General features: G+C 68.8%; 13 protein-coding genes. 9 read left to right on the plus strand and 4 right to left on the minus strand.

Annotated elements, in window-relative coordinates:
• Nucleotides 1–33: 33 nt before the first annotated feature.
• Entirely contained in the window at nt 34–1,860 is a 1,827-nt protein-coding gene (locus AC25YV_RS06000; protein ID WP_488122931.1) for an AMP-dependent synthetase/ligase, read from the minus strand.
• 198 nt (nt 1,861–2,058) lie between these two features.
• Here AC25YV_RS06000 and AC25YV_RS06005 point away from each other — a divergent pair, with 198 nt between their 5' ends.
• Genes AC25YV_RS06005 through AC25YV_RS06015 form a run of 3 tightly spaced genes read left to right on the plus strand, consistent with a single transcriptional unit; the run spans nt 2,059 to nt 5,082 of the window.
• Nucleotides 2,059–3,003 (plus strand): ROK family protein, encoded by a 945-nt coding sequence (locus tag AC25YV_RS06005; protein ID WP_488122932.1) that lies wholly within the window; start codon nt 2,059–2,061, stop codon nt 3,001–3,003.
• 4 nt (nt 3,004–3,007) lie between these two features.
• Nucleotides 3,008–3,694, plus strand: coding sequence for a lysophospholipid acyltransferase family protein (locus tag AC25YV_RS06010; protein ID WP_488122933.1), 687 nt, complete (start codon nt 3,008–3,010; stop codon nt 3,692–3,694).
• A 50-nt stretch (nt 3,695–3,744) separates the two neighbouring features.
• Nucleotides 3,745–5,082, plus strand: a complete 1,338-nt coding sequence (locus tag AC25YV_RS06015) for a class II 3-deoxy-7-phosphoheptulonate synthase (RefSeq protein ID WP_488122934.1) — start codon at nt 3,745–3,747, stop codon at nt 5,080–5,082.
• A gap of 45 nt (nt 5,083–5,127) precedes the next feature.
• On the opposite strand, the gene pknB is transcribed toward AC25YV_RS06015, so the two are convergent.
• Both pknB and AC25YV_RS06025 read right to left on the minus strand, forming a co-directional pair.
• A complete protein-coding gene (gene pknB, locus AC25YV_RS06020) occupies nt 5,128–7,071 on the minus strand; it encodes a Stk1 family PASTA domain-containing Ser/Thr kinase (protein ID WP_488122935.1) in 1,944 nt (647 codons plus the stop codon).
• A 67-nt stretch (nt 7,072–7,138) separates the two neighbouring features.
• Entirely contained in the window at nt 7,139–8,245 is a 1,107-nt protein-coding gene (locus AC25YV_RS06025) for a LysM peptidoglycan-binding domain-containing protein (RefSeq protein ID WP_488123422.1), read from the minus strand.
• Nucleotides 8,246–8,429: 184 nt separating this feature from the next.
• On the opposite strand from AC25YV_RS06025, the gene AC25YV_RS06030 reads away from it, so the two are divergent.
• Entirely contained in the window at nt 8,430–8,780 is a 351-nt protein-coding gene (locus tag AC25YV_RS06030; protein ID WP_488122936.1) for an Rv2175c family DNA-binding protein, read from the plus strand.
• A 6-nt stretch (nt 8,781–8,786) separates the two neighbouring features.
• On the opposite strand, the gene AC25YV_RS06035 is transcribed toward AC25YV_RS06030, so the two are convergent.
• The gene (locus AC25YV_RS06035; protein WP_488122937.1) at nt 8,787–9,884 is read right to left on the minus strand and encodes a polyprenyl synthetase family protein; all 1,098 of its coding nucleotides are present in this window, start codon (nt 9,882–9,884) and stop codon (nt 8,787–8,789) included.
• 64 nt (nt 9,885–9,948) lie between these two features.
• On the opposite strand from AC25YV_RS06035, the gene AC25YV_RS06040 reads away from it, so the two are divergent.
• The 5 genes from AC25YV_RS06040 (at nt 9,949) to AC25YV_RS06060 (ending at nt 14,402) form a co-directional block, all read left to right on the plus strand.
• Nucleotides 9,949–10,320, plus strand: coding sequence for a DUF3040 domain-containing protein (locus AC25YV_RS06040; protein WP_488122938.1), 372 nt, complete (start codon nt 9,949–9,951; stop codon nt 10,318–10,320).
• 209 nt (nt 10,321–10,529) lie between these two features.
• Nucleotides 10,530–10,961: a division/cell wall cluster transcriptional repressor MraZ gene (gene mraZ, locus AC25YV_RS06045; protein ID WP_376126190.1), complete on the plus strand. Its 432-nt coding sequence runs from the start codon at nt 10,530–10,532 to the stop codon at nt 10,959–10,961.
• A gap of 108 nt (nt 10,962–11,069) precedes the next feature.
• Nucleotides 11,070–12,023, plus strand: a complete 954-nt coding sequence (gene rsmH / locus AC25YV_RS06050) for a 16S rRNA (cytosine(1402)-N(4))-methyltransferase RsmH (RefSeq protein WP_488122939.1) — start codon at nt 11,070–11,072, stop codon at nt 12,021–12,023.
• Complete coding sequence (gene ftsL / locus AC25YV_RS06055; RefSeq protein WP_488122940.1) at nt 12,020–12,610, plus strand: cell division protein FtsL; 591 nt, start codon at nt 12,020–12,022, stop codon at nt 12,608–12,610. Before rsmH ends, ftsL begins: the two co-directional genes overlap by 4 nt.
• 4 nt (nt 12,611–12,614) lie before the next feature.
• Nucleotides 12,615–14,402, plus strand: coding sequence for a peptidoglycan D,D-transpeptidase FtsI family protein (locus AC25YV_RS06060; protein ID WP_488122941.1), 1,788 nt, complete (start codon nt 12,615–12,617; stop codon nt 14,400–14,402).
• Nucleotides 14,403–14,407: the final 5 nt, after the last annotated feature.

Here is a 14,407-nt window from a genome sequence, read left to right on the forward strand (position 1 = left end):
GTGGGGTGGCGCGTCCGGCCACCCCACCGCGGGTCAGCCCAGCGACACGTTCGTCGTCGACACGGGGAGGTCGTAGATCTCGACGATCTCGGCGGCGAAGTCGTCGAGGATGACGTTGCGCTTGATGCTCATCTTGGGGGTCAGGTGACCACTCGCCTCGGTCCACTCCGTCGTAAGGATCGTGAACTTGCGGACCGACTCGGCACGCGACACCGATGCGTTGGCGTGGTCGATCGCGCGCTGCACTTCGGCGCGGACGGCGGGATGCACGGCGGCATCTGGGAGGGACATGTCACCCGGCAGATTGTTGTTCGCGAGCCAGGTCGGCAGCATCTCGGGATCGAGCGTGATGAGCGCGGCGATGAAGGGCTTCTTGTCGCCCACAGCGACGACCTGGCCGACGATCGGGTTCGCCCGAATGGGGTCTTCGAGCGCAGCGGGGGCGACGTTCTTGCCGCCGGCCGTGACAAGGATCTCCTTCTTGCGGGCTGTGATCGTGAGGAAGCCCTCGTCGTCGAACGAGCCGATATCCCCGGTCTTGAACCAGTCACCGTCGAACGACTCGGCCGTCGCCTCGGGGTTGCGCCAGTACTCCTTGAAGACGTTTATGCCGCGCACCTCGATTTCGCCGTCTTCGCCCAGCCGGACGCCGACGCCGGGGAGCACGGGTCCGACGGTGCCGATCTTCGACCTGTTCGCGAGGTTGACCGTTACGGGTGCGGTCGTCTCGGTCAGGCCGTAGCCCTCGAGGACCGTGATGCCGAGGCTGTGGAAGAAGTGGCCCAGGCGTGGCCCGAGCGGTGCCGAACCCGAGACGGCGTACTGGACGCGCCCGCCCATAGCGGCGCGCAGCTTGCTGTAGACCAGCTTGTCGAACAGCGCGAACTTGATCTTGAGGCCGAGCGGCACCTTCTTGCCGTCCTGCAGGAGCGTCGAGTGCTCGACGGCGGCGTGCGCGGCGGCGCGGAAGATCTTGCCCTTGCCGCCTGCTTCGGCCTTCTGCTCGGCGGAGTTGTACACCTTCTCGAAGACGCGCGGGACGGCGAGCAGGTAGGTCGGCTGGAAGGAGCCGAGCGCCGGCAAGAGCTGCTTCGTGTCGGGCTGGTGGCCGGTCTTCGCCCCGGAGTGGATGTTCAGGATCGAGATGAAGCGTGCGAACACGTGCGCCGTTGTGATGAACAGCAGCGTCGAGGCGCCAGGCGTCCCGACGACCGCGTGCAGCGCCTTTGCGGAGTTGCGTGAGAGCTCGACGAAGTTGCTGTGTGTGAGCACGCACCCCTTGGGGCGTCCGGTCGAGCCCGAGGTGTAGATCAGGGTGGCGATATCCGACCCGTTCGCGATGTTGCGGCGGCGCTCGATCTCTTCGTCGGCGACCGATGCGCCGTCGGTGACGAGCTTGTCGAGATCGCCCTTGTGCATCGACCAGACCGTGCGCACGAGCGGCAGGTCGGCGATGACCTCGTCGAGGCGGGCCGTGTGTTCGGCGGACTCCACGATGCAGGCGATCGCGCCCGAGTCAGAGAGGTTCCACGCGATCTGCGCGGGGGAGCTCGTATCGTAGATCGGGACCATGACGGCGCCGGCGAAGAAGATCGCCATGTCGACGAGCGTCCACTCGTACGTCGTGCGCGCCACGAAACCGACCTTGTCGCCCGGCTCGATGCCGCCGGCGACGAGACCCTTGGCCAACGCGATGACCTGGGCGTGGAATTCGGAAGCCGTGATGTCGCGCCAGGCGCCACCGTCGGGCACAGCGAACAGGGGCTGATTCGGGGTGAGCTTGACGCGTTCGACGAGCAGGTCGGTGACATTCGCCTGCGGGTCTGCGGGGACGATGGCGGGTACTTCGAACTGGACCACGGTAACTCCTTCGGTACCGGTGCTGAACATCGGCTTCGGGTGACATGAGTCTAATGCGGAAAGAGCCCTTGTCACGGGCGGTTTTGACGAGACTCGGCGCCGGTCATCCTGAGCCTCGGTCCCAGCCCGCCGCGGCGAATCGCCCACGACTAGACTTCTTGTCGCCGTCTCCACGCACGGCGGGATGAGGGACACCACGTGCTCACAGTCGGGATCGACATCGGCGGAACGAAGATCGCCGGCGGCGTCGTCGATGTCGAGGGGCGCATCCTCGATTCTGTCCGCGTGGACACCCCCGTCGACACCGGTGCGCTTGCTCGCGCCGTCATCGACATGGCGGGCGGCTTCCTCGCCTCGCACGACGTGGCGGCTGTGGGTGTCGCCGCGGCCGGGTTCATCGACCGCGAGCGGGCGCGCGTCATGCACGCCCCGAACATCGCGTGGCGCGGCGAACCGCTCAAAGCGACCATGGAAGCCGGGATCGCGCGCCCTGTGACGATCGAGAACGACGCGAACGCGGCGGGCTGGGCGGAGTTCCGCTTCGGCGCGGGCCGCGACGTCGACCACATGGTGATGCTGACGATGGGCACGGGCGTGGGCGGAGCGGTCGTGCTCGGCGGAGAGCTGTACCGAGGAGGCCATGGCATCGCCGGCGAGCTCGGCCACATCCGCTTCATGCGCGACGGTCGCTGGTGCGGCTGCGGCCAGCGGGGATGCCTCGAGCAGTACGCCTCGGGTCGCGCGCTGCAGCGCGAGGCGAACGAGATCGCGGATGCCGGCGGGATCGGCGCCGCTCTGGCTGACGTGCGAGCCGAGCACGGCGAGATCGCGGGGCACGCCGTCTCGCAGCTCGTGCTCGCGGGGGATCCCGGAGCACTCGAGGCACTGCACCGTGTGGCGACGGCGCTCGGCGAAGCATGCGGCGGGTTCCAAGCCGTGCTCGACCCTGAGCTGTTCGTCATCGGCGGGGGAGTGGCCGAGCTCGGTGAGCATGTGCTCACGCCCATCCGCACCGCGTACGCGAGTGCCGTGCCGGCCGTGGGTGAGAGACCCGTCGCGGACTTCGCGATCGCGCAGCTCGGGAACGCGGCGGGAGTCATCGGCGTCGCCGACCTCGCCGCCCGGGCTCAGAGGGAGGGCTAGCCCGGTGTTCTACTGGCTCATGAAGTACGTGGTGATCGGACCGATCGTGAAGGCGATCTTCCGGCCCTGGATCGTGGGCCGGAGAAACGTGCCGGCTCAGGGAGCCGCCATCCTCGCGAGCAACCACCTCTCGTTCGTGGATTCCGTCTTCCTGCCGCTCATGATCGACCGGCCTGTGTCCTTCCTCGCCAAGAGCGATTACTTCACGGGCAAAGGGCTCAAAGGCTGGGCGACGCGCATCTTCTTCAAGGCGACCGGCCAGCTGCCCATCGACCGATCGGGCGGCAAGGCGTCGGAGGCTTCGCTGAACACGGGCCTTCAGGTGCTCGGCCGGGGCGACCTGCTCGGTATCTACCCCGAGGGCACGCGCAGTCCCGACGGCAAGCTGTATCGCGGACGCACGGGCATCGCGCGGATGGCGCTCGAGGCGCACGTTCCCGTCGTGCCCGTCGTCATGGTCGACACCGACACGATGATGCCGATCGGCACGCGCGTGCCGCGCGTCGCGCGTGTGGGCATCGTCATCGGCGAGCCGCTGGATTTCTCGCGGTTCGCCGGGATGGAGAGCGACCGTTACATCCTGCGTTCCATCACGGACGAGATCATGGTGGCGCTGCAGCGGCTGGGCGAGCAGGAGTACGACGACGTGTACGCCTCGACCGTGAAGGACCGGCTCAAAACCCGGTCCTGACGGCGCGTAACCTGGCTCTGCCCCCGCGCGGGCGCGGATAGACTCGAAGGATGCTCCAGCACCCCGATGCGCTCGACCACTGGCGGACTCTGCCCATCAAGCAGCAGCCCACCTGGTATGACGCCGACGCTGTCGCGGCCGTGTCCGCCGAGCTCTCGATCCTGCCGCCGCTCGTGTTCGCCGGCGAGGTCGACAACCTGCGCGACCGGCTTGCCCGCGCGGCATCCGGTAAGGCGTTCCTGCTGCAGGGCGGGGACTGCGCCGAGACGTTCGCGGGAGCAACCGCCGACCAGATCCGAAACCGCATCAAGACGGTGCTGCAGATGGCCGTCGTGCTCACGTACGGCGCGTCGCTGCCGGTGGTCAAGATGGGACGCATGGCGGGCCAGTTCGCCAAGCCCCGCTCGAGCGACACCGAGACGCGCGGCGATGTGACGCTGCCGGCCTACCGGGGCGACATCGTCAACGGCTTCGACTTCACCGAGGGGTCGCGCCGGGCGGATCCTGCGCGCCTGATGAAGGGGTACCACACGGCCGCCTCGACGCTGAATCTCATTCGCGCGTTCACGCAGGGTGGTTTCGCCGATCTGCGCGAAGTGCACTCGTGGAACAAGGGATTCGCGAAGAACCCGGCGAACCAGCGCTACGAGCGCCTCGCGAGTGAGATCGACCGCGCCATCAACTTCATGGAGGCCGCGGGGGCAGACTTCGACGAGCTGCGCCGCGTCGAGTTCTTCACGGGCCACGAGGGTCTGCTGATGGACTACGAACGGCCGCTCACGCGCATCGATTCCCGCACCGACACCCCCTACAACACGTCAGCGCACTTCCTCTGGATCGGAGAGCGCACGCGCGACCTCGACGGGGCGCACGTCGACTACTTCTCCCGCATCCGCAACCCCATCGGCGTCAAGCTCGGTCCGACCACGACGCCCGAGACGGCGCTCGCCCTGATCGACAAGCTCGACCCCGAGCGCGAGCCGGGCCGCCTCACGTTCATCACGCGCATGGGAGCGGGCAAGATCCGCGACGCACTGCCGCCCCTGCTCGAGGCCGTCAAGGACTCGGGAGCGACGCCGCTGTGGGTCACCGACCCGATGCACGGCAACGGCATCACGACGCCCACCGGTTACAAGACCCGTCGCTTCGACGACGTCGTCGACGAGGTGCGCGGGTTCTTCGAGGCCCACCGGGCGGTCGGGACCTTCCCCGGCGGCATCCACGTCGAACTGACCGGCGACGACGTCACGGAGTGCCTCGGCGGCTCGGAGATGATCGACGAGGCGACGCTGGCGACGCGCTACGAGTCGCTGTGCGACCCGCGCCTCAACCACATGCAGTCCCTCGAACTGGCCTTCCTGGTCGCCGAAGAGCTCGAGAAGCGCTGACACCTCTCTCTCGCGTCGTCTCTGGCGCAGGGTGCGGTCTCGAGGTCAGCCGGTGACGGTGATCTGGATGGTGACGGGGGTGCCGCGCTCCCGCAGCTCTCCGCCGGCGGGATCCTGCGATGTGACCTCGGTAAGCGCGTCGGGCCAGACGTTCCACAGTGCCGAGTAGTTCACTTCGAAGCCCGCGTCGCGCAGAGTCTGTGCCGCCGCATCGCGCGTCGCGCCCGTCACGTCGGGCACCTCGAACAGCGGAGGTCCTGTCGACACCACGAGCGAAACTCGGTCGCCAGGTCTCCACGAGCCCCCGCCTTCGCGTTCGCTCGTGCGGATGACACTGCCGCGAGCGATCTGTTCGCTGGACTCCTCGGCGACGGCCTCGTCGACCTCGAGACCGGCATCGGTCAGGATGCTGCGCGCGCGCTCGGCCGACTCGCCGACGACCCCGGGCAGAGGGCCGAGCGAGATCCACAGGGTCGCTCCGTCGCCTTCACGCGCCGTGCATCCCTCTCCGCACGGCACGCCTTCGCCGCCTCCGGCCGGTTCGATCATGACGCCGACGACCGTGCCGGGTGCGGCATCGGTGAAGAACTCGGCGTTCTCGTCTGCGGGTTCGATGTACAAGCTCGCGAGCGTGTCTCGGGCCTCGGCCTCGGCCGCTCCCATCAGCGCGGGCACCGTCACCTCTGCGGGGCCGAGCGAGATGAACACTTCGACCTCGGCGTCTCGGTCGACGCGCTGCCCGGCTTCGGGGTCGGTGCGGACGACTTGGCCCGCGGGAACGTCACGGCTCGCCTCGCCGCGTTCGACGGCGACCAGCGAGTGCTCGGCGAGCTGGGCCTGCGCGTCGGAGAAGGTGCCCGAAACAGCGGGCACGGCCACGAGCGATCCCGGCCCCGAACCGAACCACCATCCTGCGCCACCGGCGAGGGCGGCGAGCAGCACCACGAGAACGGCGAGCCATACGCCCCGCGTCGTGCGGCGGTGCGCGGCGCGGCGCAGTTGCGTGCCGTGGTCCACGTCGTCGGAGGATGCCGTCTGCAGAGCCGCCGTCGTCGGCAGCACCTGGGTCAGCTCGCCCGAGGCGAGGCCCTCGTCGCGCACGACGCCGACGGCGGTCGTCGCCCGCGCGGCCTGGGGCGAGACGCCCAGCTCGCGCTCGATCTCCCGCAGCCGGTCGAGCATCTCACTCGCATCGACGGGGCGGTCGTCGGGCTCACGCGCCGTCGCCCACAGCACGAGCTCGTCGAGCGGCTCGGGAACGCCGGGGTTCTTCGCGCTCGGTCGAGGAACGGAGTCCGTCGCGTGCTGGTAGGCGATCTGCATGGGCTGCTCGCCCTTGTACGGCTGCTCGCCCGTGAGCAGTTCGTACAGCACGATGCCGAGGGCGTAGATGTCGCTGCGCGCGTCGGCGGTGCCGCGCGTGACGAGCTCGGGGGCAAGGTAGGCGATCGTGCCGAGCAGCTGCGCGCCGCTCGCGGTGTTCGCCGTCGTGGCGCGAGCGAGCCCGAAGTCGCCGATCTTCACCCGGCCGTCTTCGGCGAGCAGGACGTTCTCTGGCTTGACGTCTCGGTGCACGATGCCGGCACGGTGTGCCGCGGCGAGCCCTGACAGCACGGCATCCATGATCGTGATCGCCTGCGGTACCGTGAGCCGGCGCTGCTCGCGGATGAGTTCGCGCAGAGTGATGCCGGGCAGGTACTCCATGACGAGGTAGGCCATGTCCCCGTCCTGGCCCTGGTCGAAGACATTCACGACGTGCGGGTCGGCCAGCCGGGCGGCCGCGCGGGCCTCCTGGATGAAGCGGCTCTGGAACACCGTGTCATCGCTCAGATGCCCATGCATGATCTTCAGAGCGATGCGCCGTTCGAGGCGCAGGTCGGTGGCGACGTACACCGTCGCCATGCCGCCGCGGGCGATGCGAGCACGCACCCGATACCGGCCGTCGACGAGACGGCCGATCAAGGGGTCCGTCTGCTGGCTCGTGCTCACGCGCAAAGTCTACGGAGCGCGGAGCGTGTCACCGGGCAGCGGCGCACCTCTGACCCGGTGTCGCGGCTCACCCGAGGGCTGCCAGCCACGCGTAGGAGGGCTGCTCCCAGAGCGCGTAACGATCCGGGAACGCCGAGATCTGCACGGCTTGCGCAGCATCGGCGTACGACATGTTCTGCCAGCCGGGGATGTCGAGCAGTCCCCGCGTCGCCGAACCGTTCGGGTCGTGCGCTCCGCCGTAGAAGGCCCGCGCCGCGCGATCCGGGTCGCGGATCTGCTCGGCGGTGCCCCAGCCCATGCTCGGTCGCTGCTGGAACAGCCCGAGCGAATCACGGTCGCCCCAGTCGAGATTGCGGATCCAGGACTCGACCATCGCGGTGCCGAGGGCGATCGCGATGCCGCGATCGGGTACACCGAGTTCGCGCCCGACCTGGATGATGACGCGGGCGTTGGCGGTCTGCTCGGCATCGAGGTCGGCCACGACGGCAGAGACGGATGCCGCGAGCACGGGTGCGCCGGGAAGCGTGAGCTGCTGGCCGGGGTAGATGATCGAGGACCAATCGAGCCCGTTCGCATCGAGCATGCCCTGCACCGAGACGCCGTGGTGCGCTGCGATGCCGCTGATGGTCTCGCCGCCGCTCACCGTGTGGCTTCGGGCGGGAACGGGCGCGGGGGCCGGCTCGGGTGCGGGGCTGGGTGCCGAAGCCCCGGCACCGGGAATCGTGAGTCGCTGACCGGGGTAGATGATGGAGGACCCGTCCAGCCCGTTGGCGGCGAACATCGCATCCGTCGAGACAGCGTGCCGACCCGCGATGGCGAAGAGCGTGTCGCCCGCCTGCACGACGTGCGTTCCCGCCGCGGCGGAGGGGGGAGCGGTGGCCGGCGCTCCGCCGAGCACGAGCACCTGGCCGGGGCGGATGACCGAGTTCCAGCTGAGCCCGTTCAACGCGAGCACGTCGTCGGTGCGCAGACCGTGCTGGGCAGCGATCCCGCTGACGGTGTCGCCCGTCGTGACGGTGTGGGTCGCGGGTGCGGCGGCGGCGGGGCGCGCGCCGGTGAGGGCGGCCGCCGGGAACGCACGCGGCGACTGCGAGTGCTCGGCCGTTCGCTGGACGGCGGCAGACGGAGTGGAGGACAGAATCACGGCGAGCGATCCTGCGACGGCCACGGGCACGAGAGGTCGTGCATCACGGATGGGTTTGACAGCGATGTCCACAGGTTTCGGGTCCCTTCGTCGACGCGAAAACGCTGTCACGGATGTAATGCCCTGTCAACAGGTGGCATTCAGAGTGACGCATGTGGTTACTGTGACTCGAGTTGTGTCGACCGGGTCGTGGCAGAGGTGAGATCATGGGTTCGTGACCGCTGACACCGCGCCGCGCACCCCGACCGACTGGCTCACCCTGCCCGACCTCGTCGAGCTGACCGGTGAACCGCTCGGACGCGTGCGCCGCCTCCTCGAAGACTTCTACCTCATCGGCTCGCGCCGCGACGGCGGCTTCAAGGTGCCCTCGGTGTTCCTCATCGACGGTCAGCCGGTGCCGGCGCTTCGGGGCACCGTCTTCGTGCTGCACGATGCGGGCTTCGACGATGACGAGGTGATCGACTGGCTCCTCACCCACGAGGAGTCGATCGGCACGTCACCGATCGAATCCCTGCGCGCGGGTCGCAAGAGCGAAGTGCGCCGCGTCGCCCTGACGCTCGCGTAACCCGGCTCAGGCCGTGCGCACCGCCGCGGCGTGCGCGAGGTCGCGCAGCGACGACACCGCCGCGTTGCCGAGCCGTGCGCCCGAGAGCGACTGCCGGGCCTGGCCGACGTAGTCGTCGATGAGCGCTTCGACGCGGTCGAGCGCTCCCGTCTCGCGGATCGTCTGCTGCAGCGACGCGATCTGGGCGGCATCCAGCGACGGGTCGCCGAGCAGCTCGTCCATGATGGGCCGGGCCGTCGGCGAGAGAGCCTCGCGGGCGAAGGCGATCAGAACCGTCCGCTTTCCCTCACGCAGGTCGTCGCCCGAAGGTTTGCCTGTTTCTGCCTCGTCGCCGAAGACGCCGAGCACGTCGTCGCGCAACTGGAAGGCCATGCCGGCAGGGTGACCGAAGGCGACGAGCGCCGCGAGCTGGTCGGCGTCGGCTCCGGCGAGGGCCGCGCCGATCGCGAGCGGCTGCTGGATGGAGTAGCGCGCCGATTTGAACGACGCGACGCGCAGTGCGCGCTCGGCATGCTGGTCGTCGGGCTCGACGACGAAGGCGGACTCCTCGGCGATGTCGAGGAACTGCCCGATCGTCACCTCCCGACGCATCGTGGCGTACTCGCGGCGTGCGGCGCGGGCGCGGTCTGCATCGGCGAGCTCTTCGAGTCCTTCTTCGAACAGGTCGTCGCTCCACGCGACGAGCAGGTCGCCGAGCAGGAGCGCGCCCGAGCGGCCGAACGCCGCGGCATCGCCGGCCCATCCCGCTTCGCGATGCATCTGCTCGAGCGCGCGGTGCGCGGCGGGGCGCCCGCGTCGCGTGTCGGAGTTGTCGATGATGTCGTCGTGCACGAGCGCAGCGGCGTGGAACAGCTCAAGAGAGGCGGCCGCCGAGGCGACGGCATCCGGGATCGAGGCGCCGTTCGAGCGGGCATCCTCCACAGCCCTCCACCCCGCGATGCAGAAGCGTCCGCGCAGGCGCTTGCCGCCGCTCACGGTGGCTCGTCCGGCCTCGACGAATACGTCGGCCTCATCGCCCAGAGGGGCGGATGCAGTGCGTTGGGCGGCCAAGAACGTGTCGAGTCGCTGGGAAACCGCCGCGATAGGCTCCGGGGAGTGGTGCACGGGCCTAGCCTAGTGATCGACACGGCGCGTAGAATCGTCGAAGACCAGCAGCCAAGGGGGATGCATGCCACTCTCCGAACAGGAGCAGCGCCTGCTCGACGAGATGGAACGCCATCTCATGCACAACGATGCCGACGTCGTGAGTGCGCCGAGCGACGGGCGAACGCTCAGTTACCGCAACATCGTCTACGGGACGATCCTCGTCCTGCTGGGGCTCGGGGGTCTGCTCGTCGGAGTCGCCGTTCCCTCGCTCCTTGTCGTGGGGATCATCGGATTCCTCCTTATGCTCGGCGGCGTGATCCTCGCCGTCACCCCGACCCGCGGGCTCGGCAAGCCGACGCCCGAACGCCCGTCTCGCCCGTCGCCTCAGGCGGCCGGTGGCACCTTCATGGATCGCATGAATGACCGCTGGGACAAGCGGCAGGGCGATCGCTGATTAACTTCACCTGACCGCGGCCGCGCGTCTCAGCGTCACAAAGCACCGACCTTCGGGTCGGTGCTTTTTTTCGCGTTCGGGCGCCGCGGCACGCCTCGACGGGGGACCAGGGGAGGATCCGCCCCGAAATCGATAGCTAAGTGGAGTGAAGTGGAGTAAAGTGGTGCGCACTCCAGCGGGGGCCGGACTGACAGGGGAGGAGTGGACCGATGCTTCTTGGCACGCACACTCCCAAACTCGACGACAAGGGCCGCGTCATCCTTCCGGCGAAGTTCCGCGACGACCTCGGTTCCGGCGTCGTCGTGACCCGCGGACAGGACCGCTGTCTCTATGTGTTCAGCACGCAGGAGTTCGAGCGCGTGCACGAACGCATCCGCGAAGCACCCCTGGCCAACAAGCAGGCCCGCGACTTCCTGCGCATGTTCCTCTCCGGAGCCAGTGCCGAAAAGCCCGACAGCCAGAACCGCATCACGATCCCACCGCCGCTGCGCGCCTATGCGGGCCTCGAGAAGGAACTCGTCGTCACGGGCGTCGGCGCGCACGCCGAGATCTGGAACGCCGATGCATGGAACACCTACGCCGAAGCCAACGAAGAGAACTATGCCGAACTGGAGCAGGAGGTGATCCCGGGCCTGTTCTGACCGGCCCCTGTGTCCCGACTCCCAGCCGCTCACACCCTGGCGCACTTCCCCGGTGCCAGGTCGGAGCGGATGGGGATCAGGGCACAGGAACCGAGTGGTCCCGACATCATGAGCCTCCGCGACATCCACACCCCCGTCCTCCTCGAGCGCTGCATCGAGCTGCTCGGCCCTGCGATCGAACGGCCCGGAGCCGTCTTCGTCGACGCGACGCTCGGCATGGGCGGTCACTCCGAAGCCTTTCTCGAGCGCTTTCCGGAACTGCGGCTCGTCGGGCTCGACCGCGACACCGACGCGCTGCGCATAGCGGGGGAGCGGCTCGCGCGCTTCAGCGATCGGGTGACGCTCGTGCACACCGTCTACGACGGCATCGCGGATGCCGTCGCCTCAGCCGGATACGCGGCGGCCGACGGCATCCTGTTCGACCTCGGCGTCTCGTCGCTGCAGCTCGACGTGGCCGACCGCGGGTTCGCATACGCGCAGGACGCGCCCCTGGACATGCGGATGGACCAGACGAGCGGAACGACGGCGGCCGACATCCTCGCGACGTACGGCGAGGGAGATCTGCGGCGCATCTTCGAGCGCTACGGCGAAGAGAAGCTCGCCGGCCGCTACGCGCGGGCCATCATCGCTGCACGGGCCGAGGCACCCCTGGACCGGTCGGGGCGGCTCGTCCAGATCCTGCAGGACGCGACCCCCGCGGCCCTCAAGCACAGCGGTCACCCGGCCAAGCGCGTCTTCCAGGCGCTGCGCATCGAGGTCAACCGCGAACTGTCCGTGCTCGAGCGTGCCATCCCGGCGGCGATGGGCACGCTTCCCGTCGGCGGGCGCATCGTCGTGTTGGCGTACCAGTCGCTCGAGGACCGCCTCGTCAAGCGCGAGTTCGCCGATGCCTCGACCTCGAAGACGCCCGCGGGCCTGCCCGTCGAGCTGCCCGAGCACGCGGCGCGCTTCCGGTTGCTCGTGAAGGGCGCCGAGCTGGCATCCGAAGAAGAGCGCGCGCGCAATCCGCGTGCGACCCCCGTGCGCCTGCGCGCGGCCGAGCGAGTGAGGGAGGCCACATGAGTCTCGCCGCCGCCGTGCCCTCTCGCCCGAGCGTCGCCCCGATCCGCGAGCAGCGGCCCCGTCCCGGGCTTCGCGTCGTCGAGCAGCCGGCACCCCGCCGCCGCCCGCGCCTCGTCTACGGTGTCGTCGCCCTGATCGGCGCCTTCGTGATCGGCGCCGCCCAGATGGGGCTGTCGATCCTCACGACGCAGACCTCGTACGAGATCTCGACGCTCACCCGCGAGCACCGCGAACTGACGTGGGAGCGCCAGATCCTCGCCGACGACCTGGCAGGCCTCAGCTCGCCGCAGTACCTCGCCGCGAACGCAGCGGCACTGGGGATGGTCATCGACGAGTCGCCCAGCTATCTGCGCCTGAGCGACGGAGCCGTTCTCGGCACCGGGCAGGCGGCATCCTGGACCTCGTCCGTCGACGCATACAACCGAGGGTCGGTCGCCAACTCGCTCATCACCTCGACGCCGCTCATCACCGCCCCCGACGCAACGATCGCCCAGGTCCCGGTCGATACCCCCGCGGATCTCACGGGCGGAGTGTCCAACACACCGCCCCCGATCACCGACGGACTGCCCACCCCGAGCACACACTGATCACATGACCACGAAGAGCACGCGCGGCACACGCCGCCGCACCGTCGTGGCCCTCGCGGTCGTCCTCGCCATCCTCGGCGCCTTCCTCGTGCGGCTCATCGACATCCAGGTGGTCAGCGCCGAGGAGCACATCGCCGACTCGATGGAGAAGGCGTTCGGGGCGTCGCAGACCCTCTACGGAACACGCGGCGCGATTGTCGACGAGACCGGACAGCCGCTGGCCGGCAGCATCGTCGAGTACGACTGCCAGCTCGACCCCCTGCTCATCACGCAGATCGACGCACAGATCGCCGAGGGCAAGTCAGCAGCGACGCCCTGGTCGAGGGTGTCGGTCACGATCGCTCAGGTCATCGGCAAGGACGTCGCAGAAGTGCAGCGCATCGTCGGCGATGCCCTCGCAGCCAATGAGAACTCGCGCTACGCGCAGCTGGTCAAGCGTGCGTCGACCGAGCAGTACCGCAAGCTCGCCGAGACCGGCGTGCCCTACCTCACGTGCGCTCCGCACCCCGCCCGGGCTTATCCCGACGGGGCGGTCGGCGGCAACGTGGTGGGCTTCCTGACCTCGGACGGCGAGCCGATCGAAGGGCTCGAGCTGTCGCAGAATCAGTGCCTCGCGGCCACCGACGGCTTGCGGACCTATCAGCAGGGCAAAGACGGCGTGACGATTCCGGGCACTGCTCGCGAGGTTGCGGCCGTCGACGGCGGCACGCTGCAGCTCACGATCAACCGTGACCTCAGCTGGTACATGCAGCAGCTCATCGCGGAGCAGGTGCAGAACATGCAGGCGCGCAGCGGCGCGATCCTCGTCGTCGAGACCAAGACCGGCAAGATCCGAGCGGCGGCCGAGTACCCCACCGTCGATCCCAATGAGCCGACGGCCGCCGCAGAGGACGACCGCGCGAGCCGGATCTTCCGCGGCACTTTCGAACCCGGTTCGACGTTCAAGGCCCTCACCGCGGCGACGGTGCTGGATGCCGGTGGACAGACGCCGACCTCGACTGTCGTGGCCTCCGGGCGCGAGACCTTCGCGAACGGGGCACGCGTCAACGATGCCTTCAACCACCCGGCCTATACCTACACGCTCGCGGGCGTGCTGATCGATTCGTCGAACGCGGGGATCGCCCGTTTCAGCGAGACCGTCGATGCCGCGACACGGCACGAGTACTTCGAGCGCTTCGGCATCGGCCAGGGCACCGACGTCGGCTATCACGCGGAAGAGCGCGGCACGCTGCATCCGGTGCAGGCCTGGGACAACCAGACGCTCTACAACACCTCGTTCGGTCAGGGCCTCACGACGACGATGCCCGAGCTCGCCGGCGCATACGCCGCGATCGCGAACGATGGGCTGCGCATGCCGCTGTCGCTCGTCGAGTCCTGCACGACCCCCGAGGGCACCGTCGTCGAGCCCGACGCCGCTGAGCCCACGCGGGTCATCAGCCCCGAGGCCGCGGCGGAGACCCGCGAAATACTCGAGAACGTCATCGCGCAGAGCAGCATGTCGAAGCAGCTGAGCGTTCCCGGCTACCGCGTCGGCGGCAAGACCGGAACGGGTGAGAAGTACGACAAGGAGACCGGAGGCTACAAGGCCGGCGCGTACTACACGACACTCATCGGCATGGCTCCGATCGAGGACCCCGAGTACGTCGTCGTCGTCACGATGGATGAGCCGACGAAGGTAAAATCGTCTGCGGCCAACGCGACGGCGTTCCAGAAGGCCATGACGCAGGTGCTCAAGACGTACCGGGTCATGCCCTCGACCACGACGCCGACGCTGCTGCCGAAGTTCGGCTGAGCAGT

The sequence above is a fragment of the Microbacterium sp. Y832 genome, from assembly GCF_057669765.1.

Coding starts and splice junctions, on each gene's coding strand:
- AC25YV_RS06015 (WP_488122934.1), top strand. CDS start 3,745: ATGCTCCAGCACCCCGATGCGCTCGACCACTGGCGGACTCTGCCCATC.
- AC25YV_RS06040 (WP_488122938.1), top strand. CDS start 9,949: ATGCCACTCTCCGAACAGGAGCAGCGCCTGCTCGACGAGATGGAACGC.
- mraZ (WP_376126190.1), top strand. CDS start 10,530: ATGCTTCTTGGCACGCACACTCCCAAACTCGACGACAAGGGCCGCGTC.
- rsmH (WP_488122939.1), top strand. CDS start 11,070: ATGAGCCTCCGCGACATCCACACCCCCGTCCTCCTCGAGCGCTGCATC.
- ftsL (WP_488122940.1), top strand. CDS start 12,020: ATGAGTCTCGCCGCCGCCGTGCCCTCTCGCCCGAGCGTCGCCCCGATC.
- AC25YV_RS06060 (WP_488122941.1), top strand. CDS start 12,615: ATGACCACGAAGAGCACGCGCGGCACACGCCGCCGCACCGTCGTGGCC.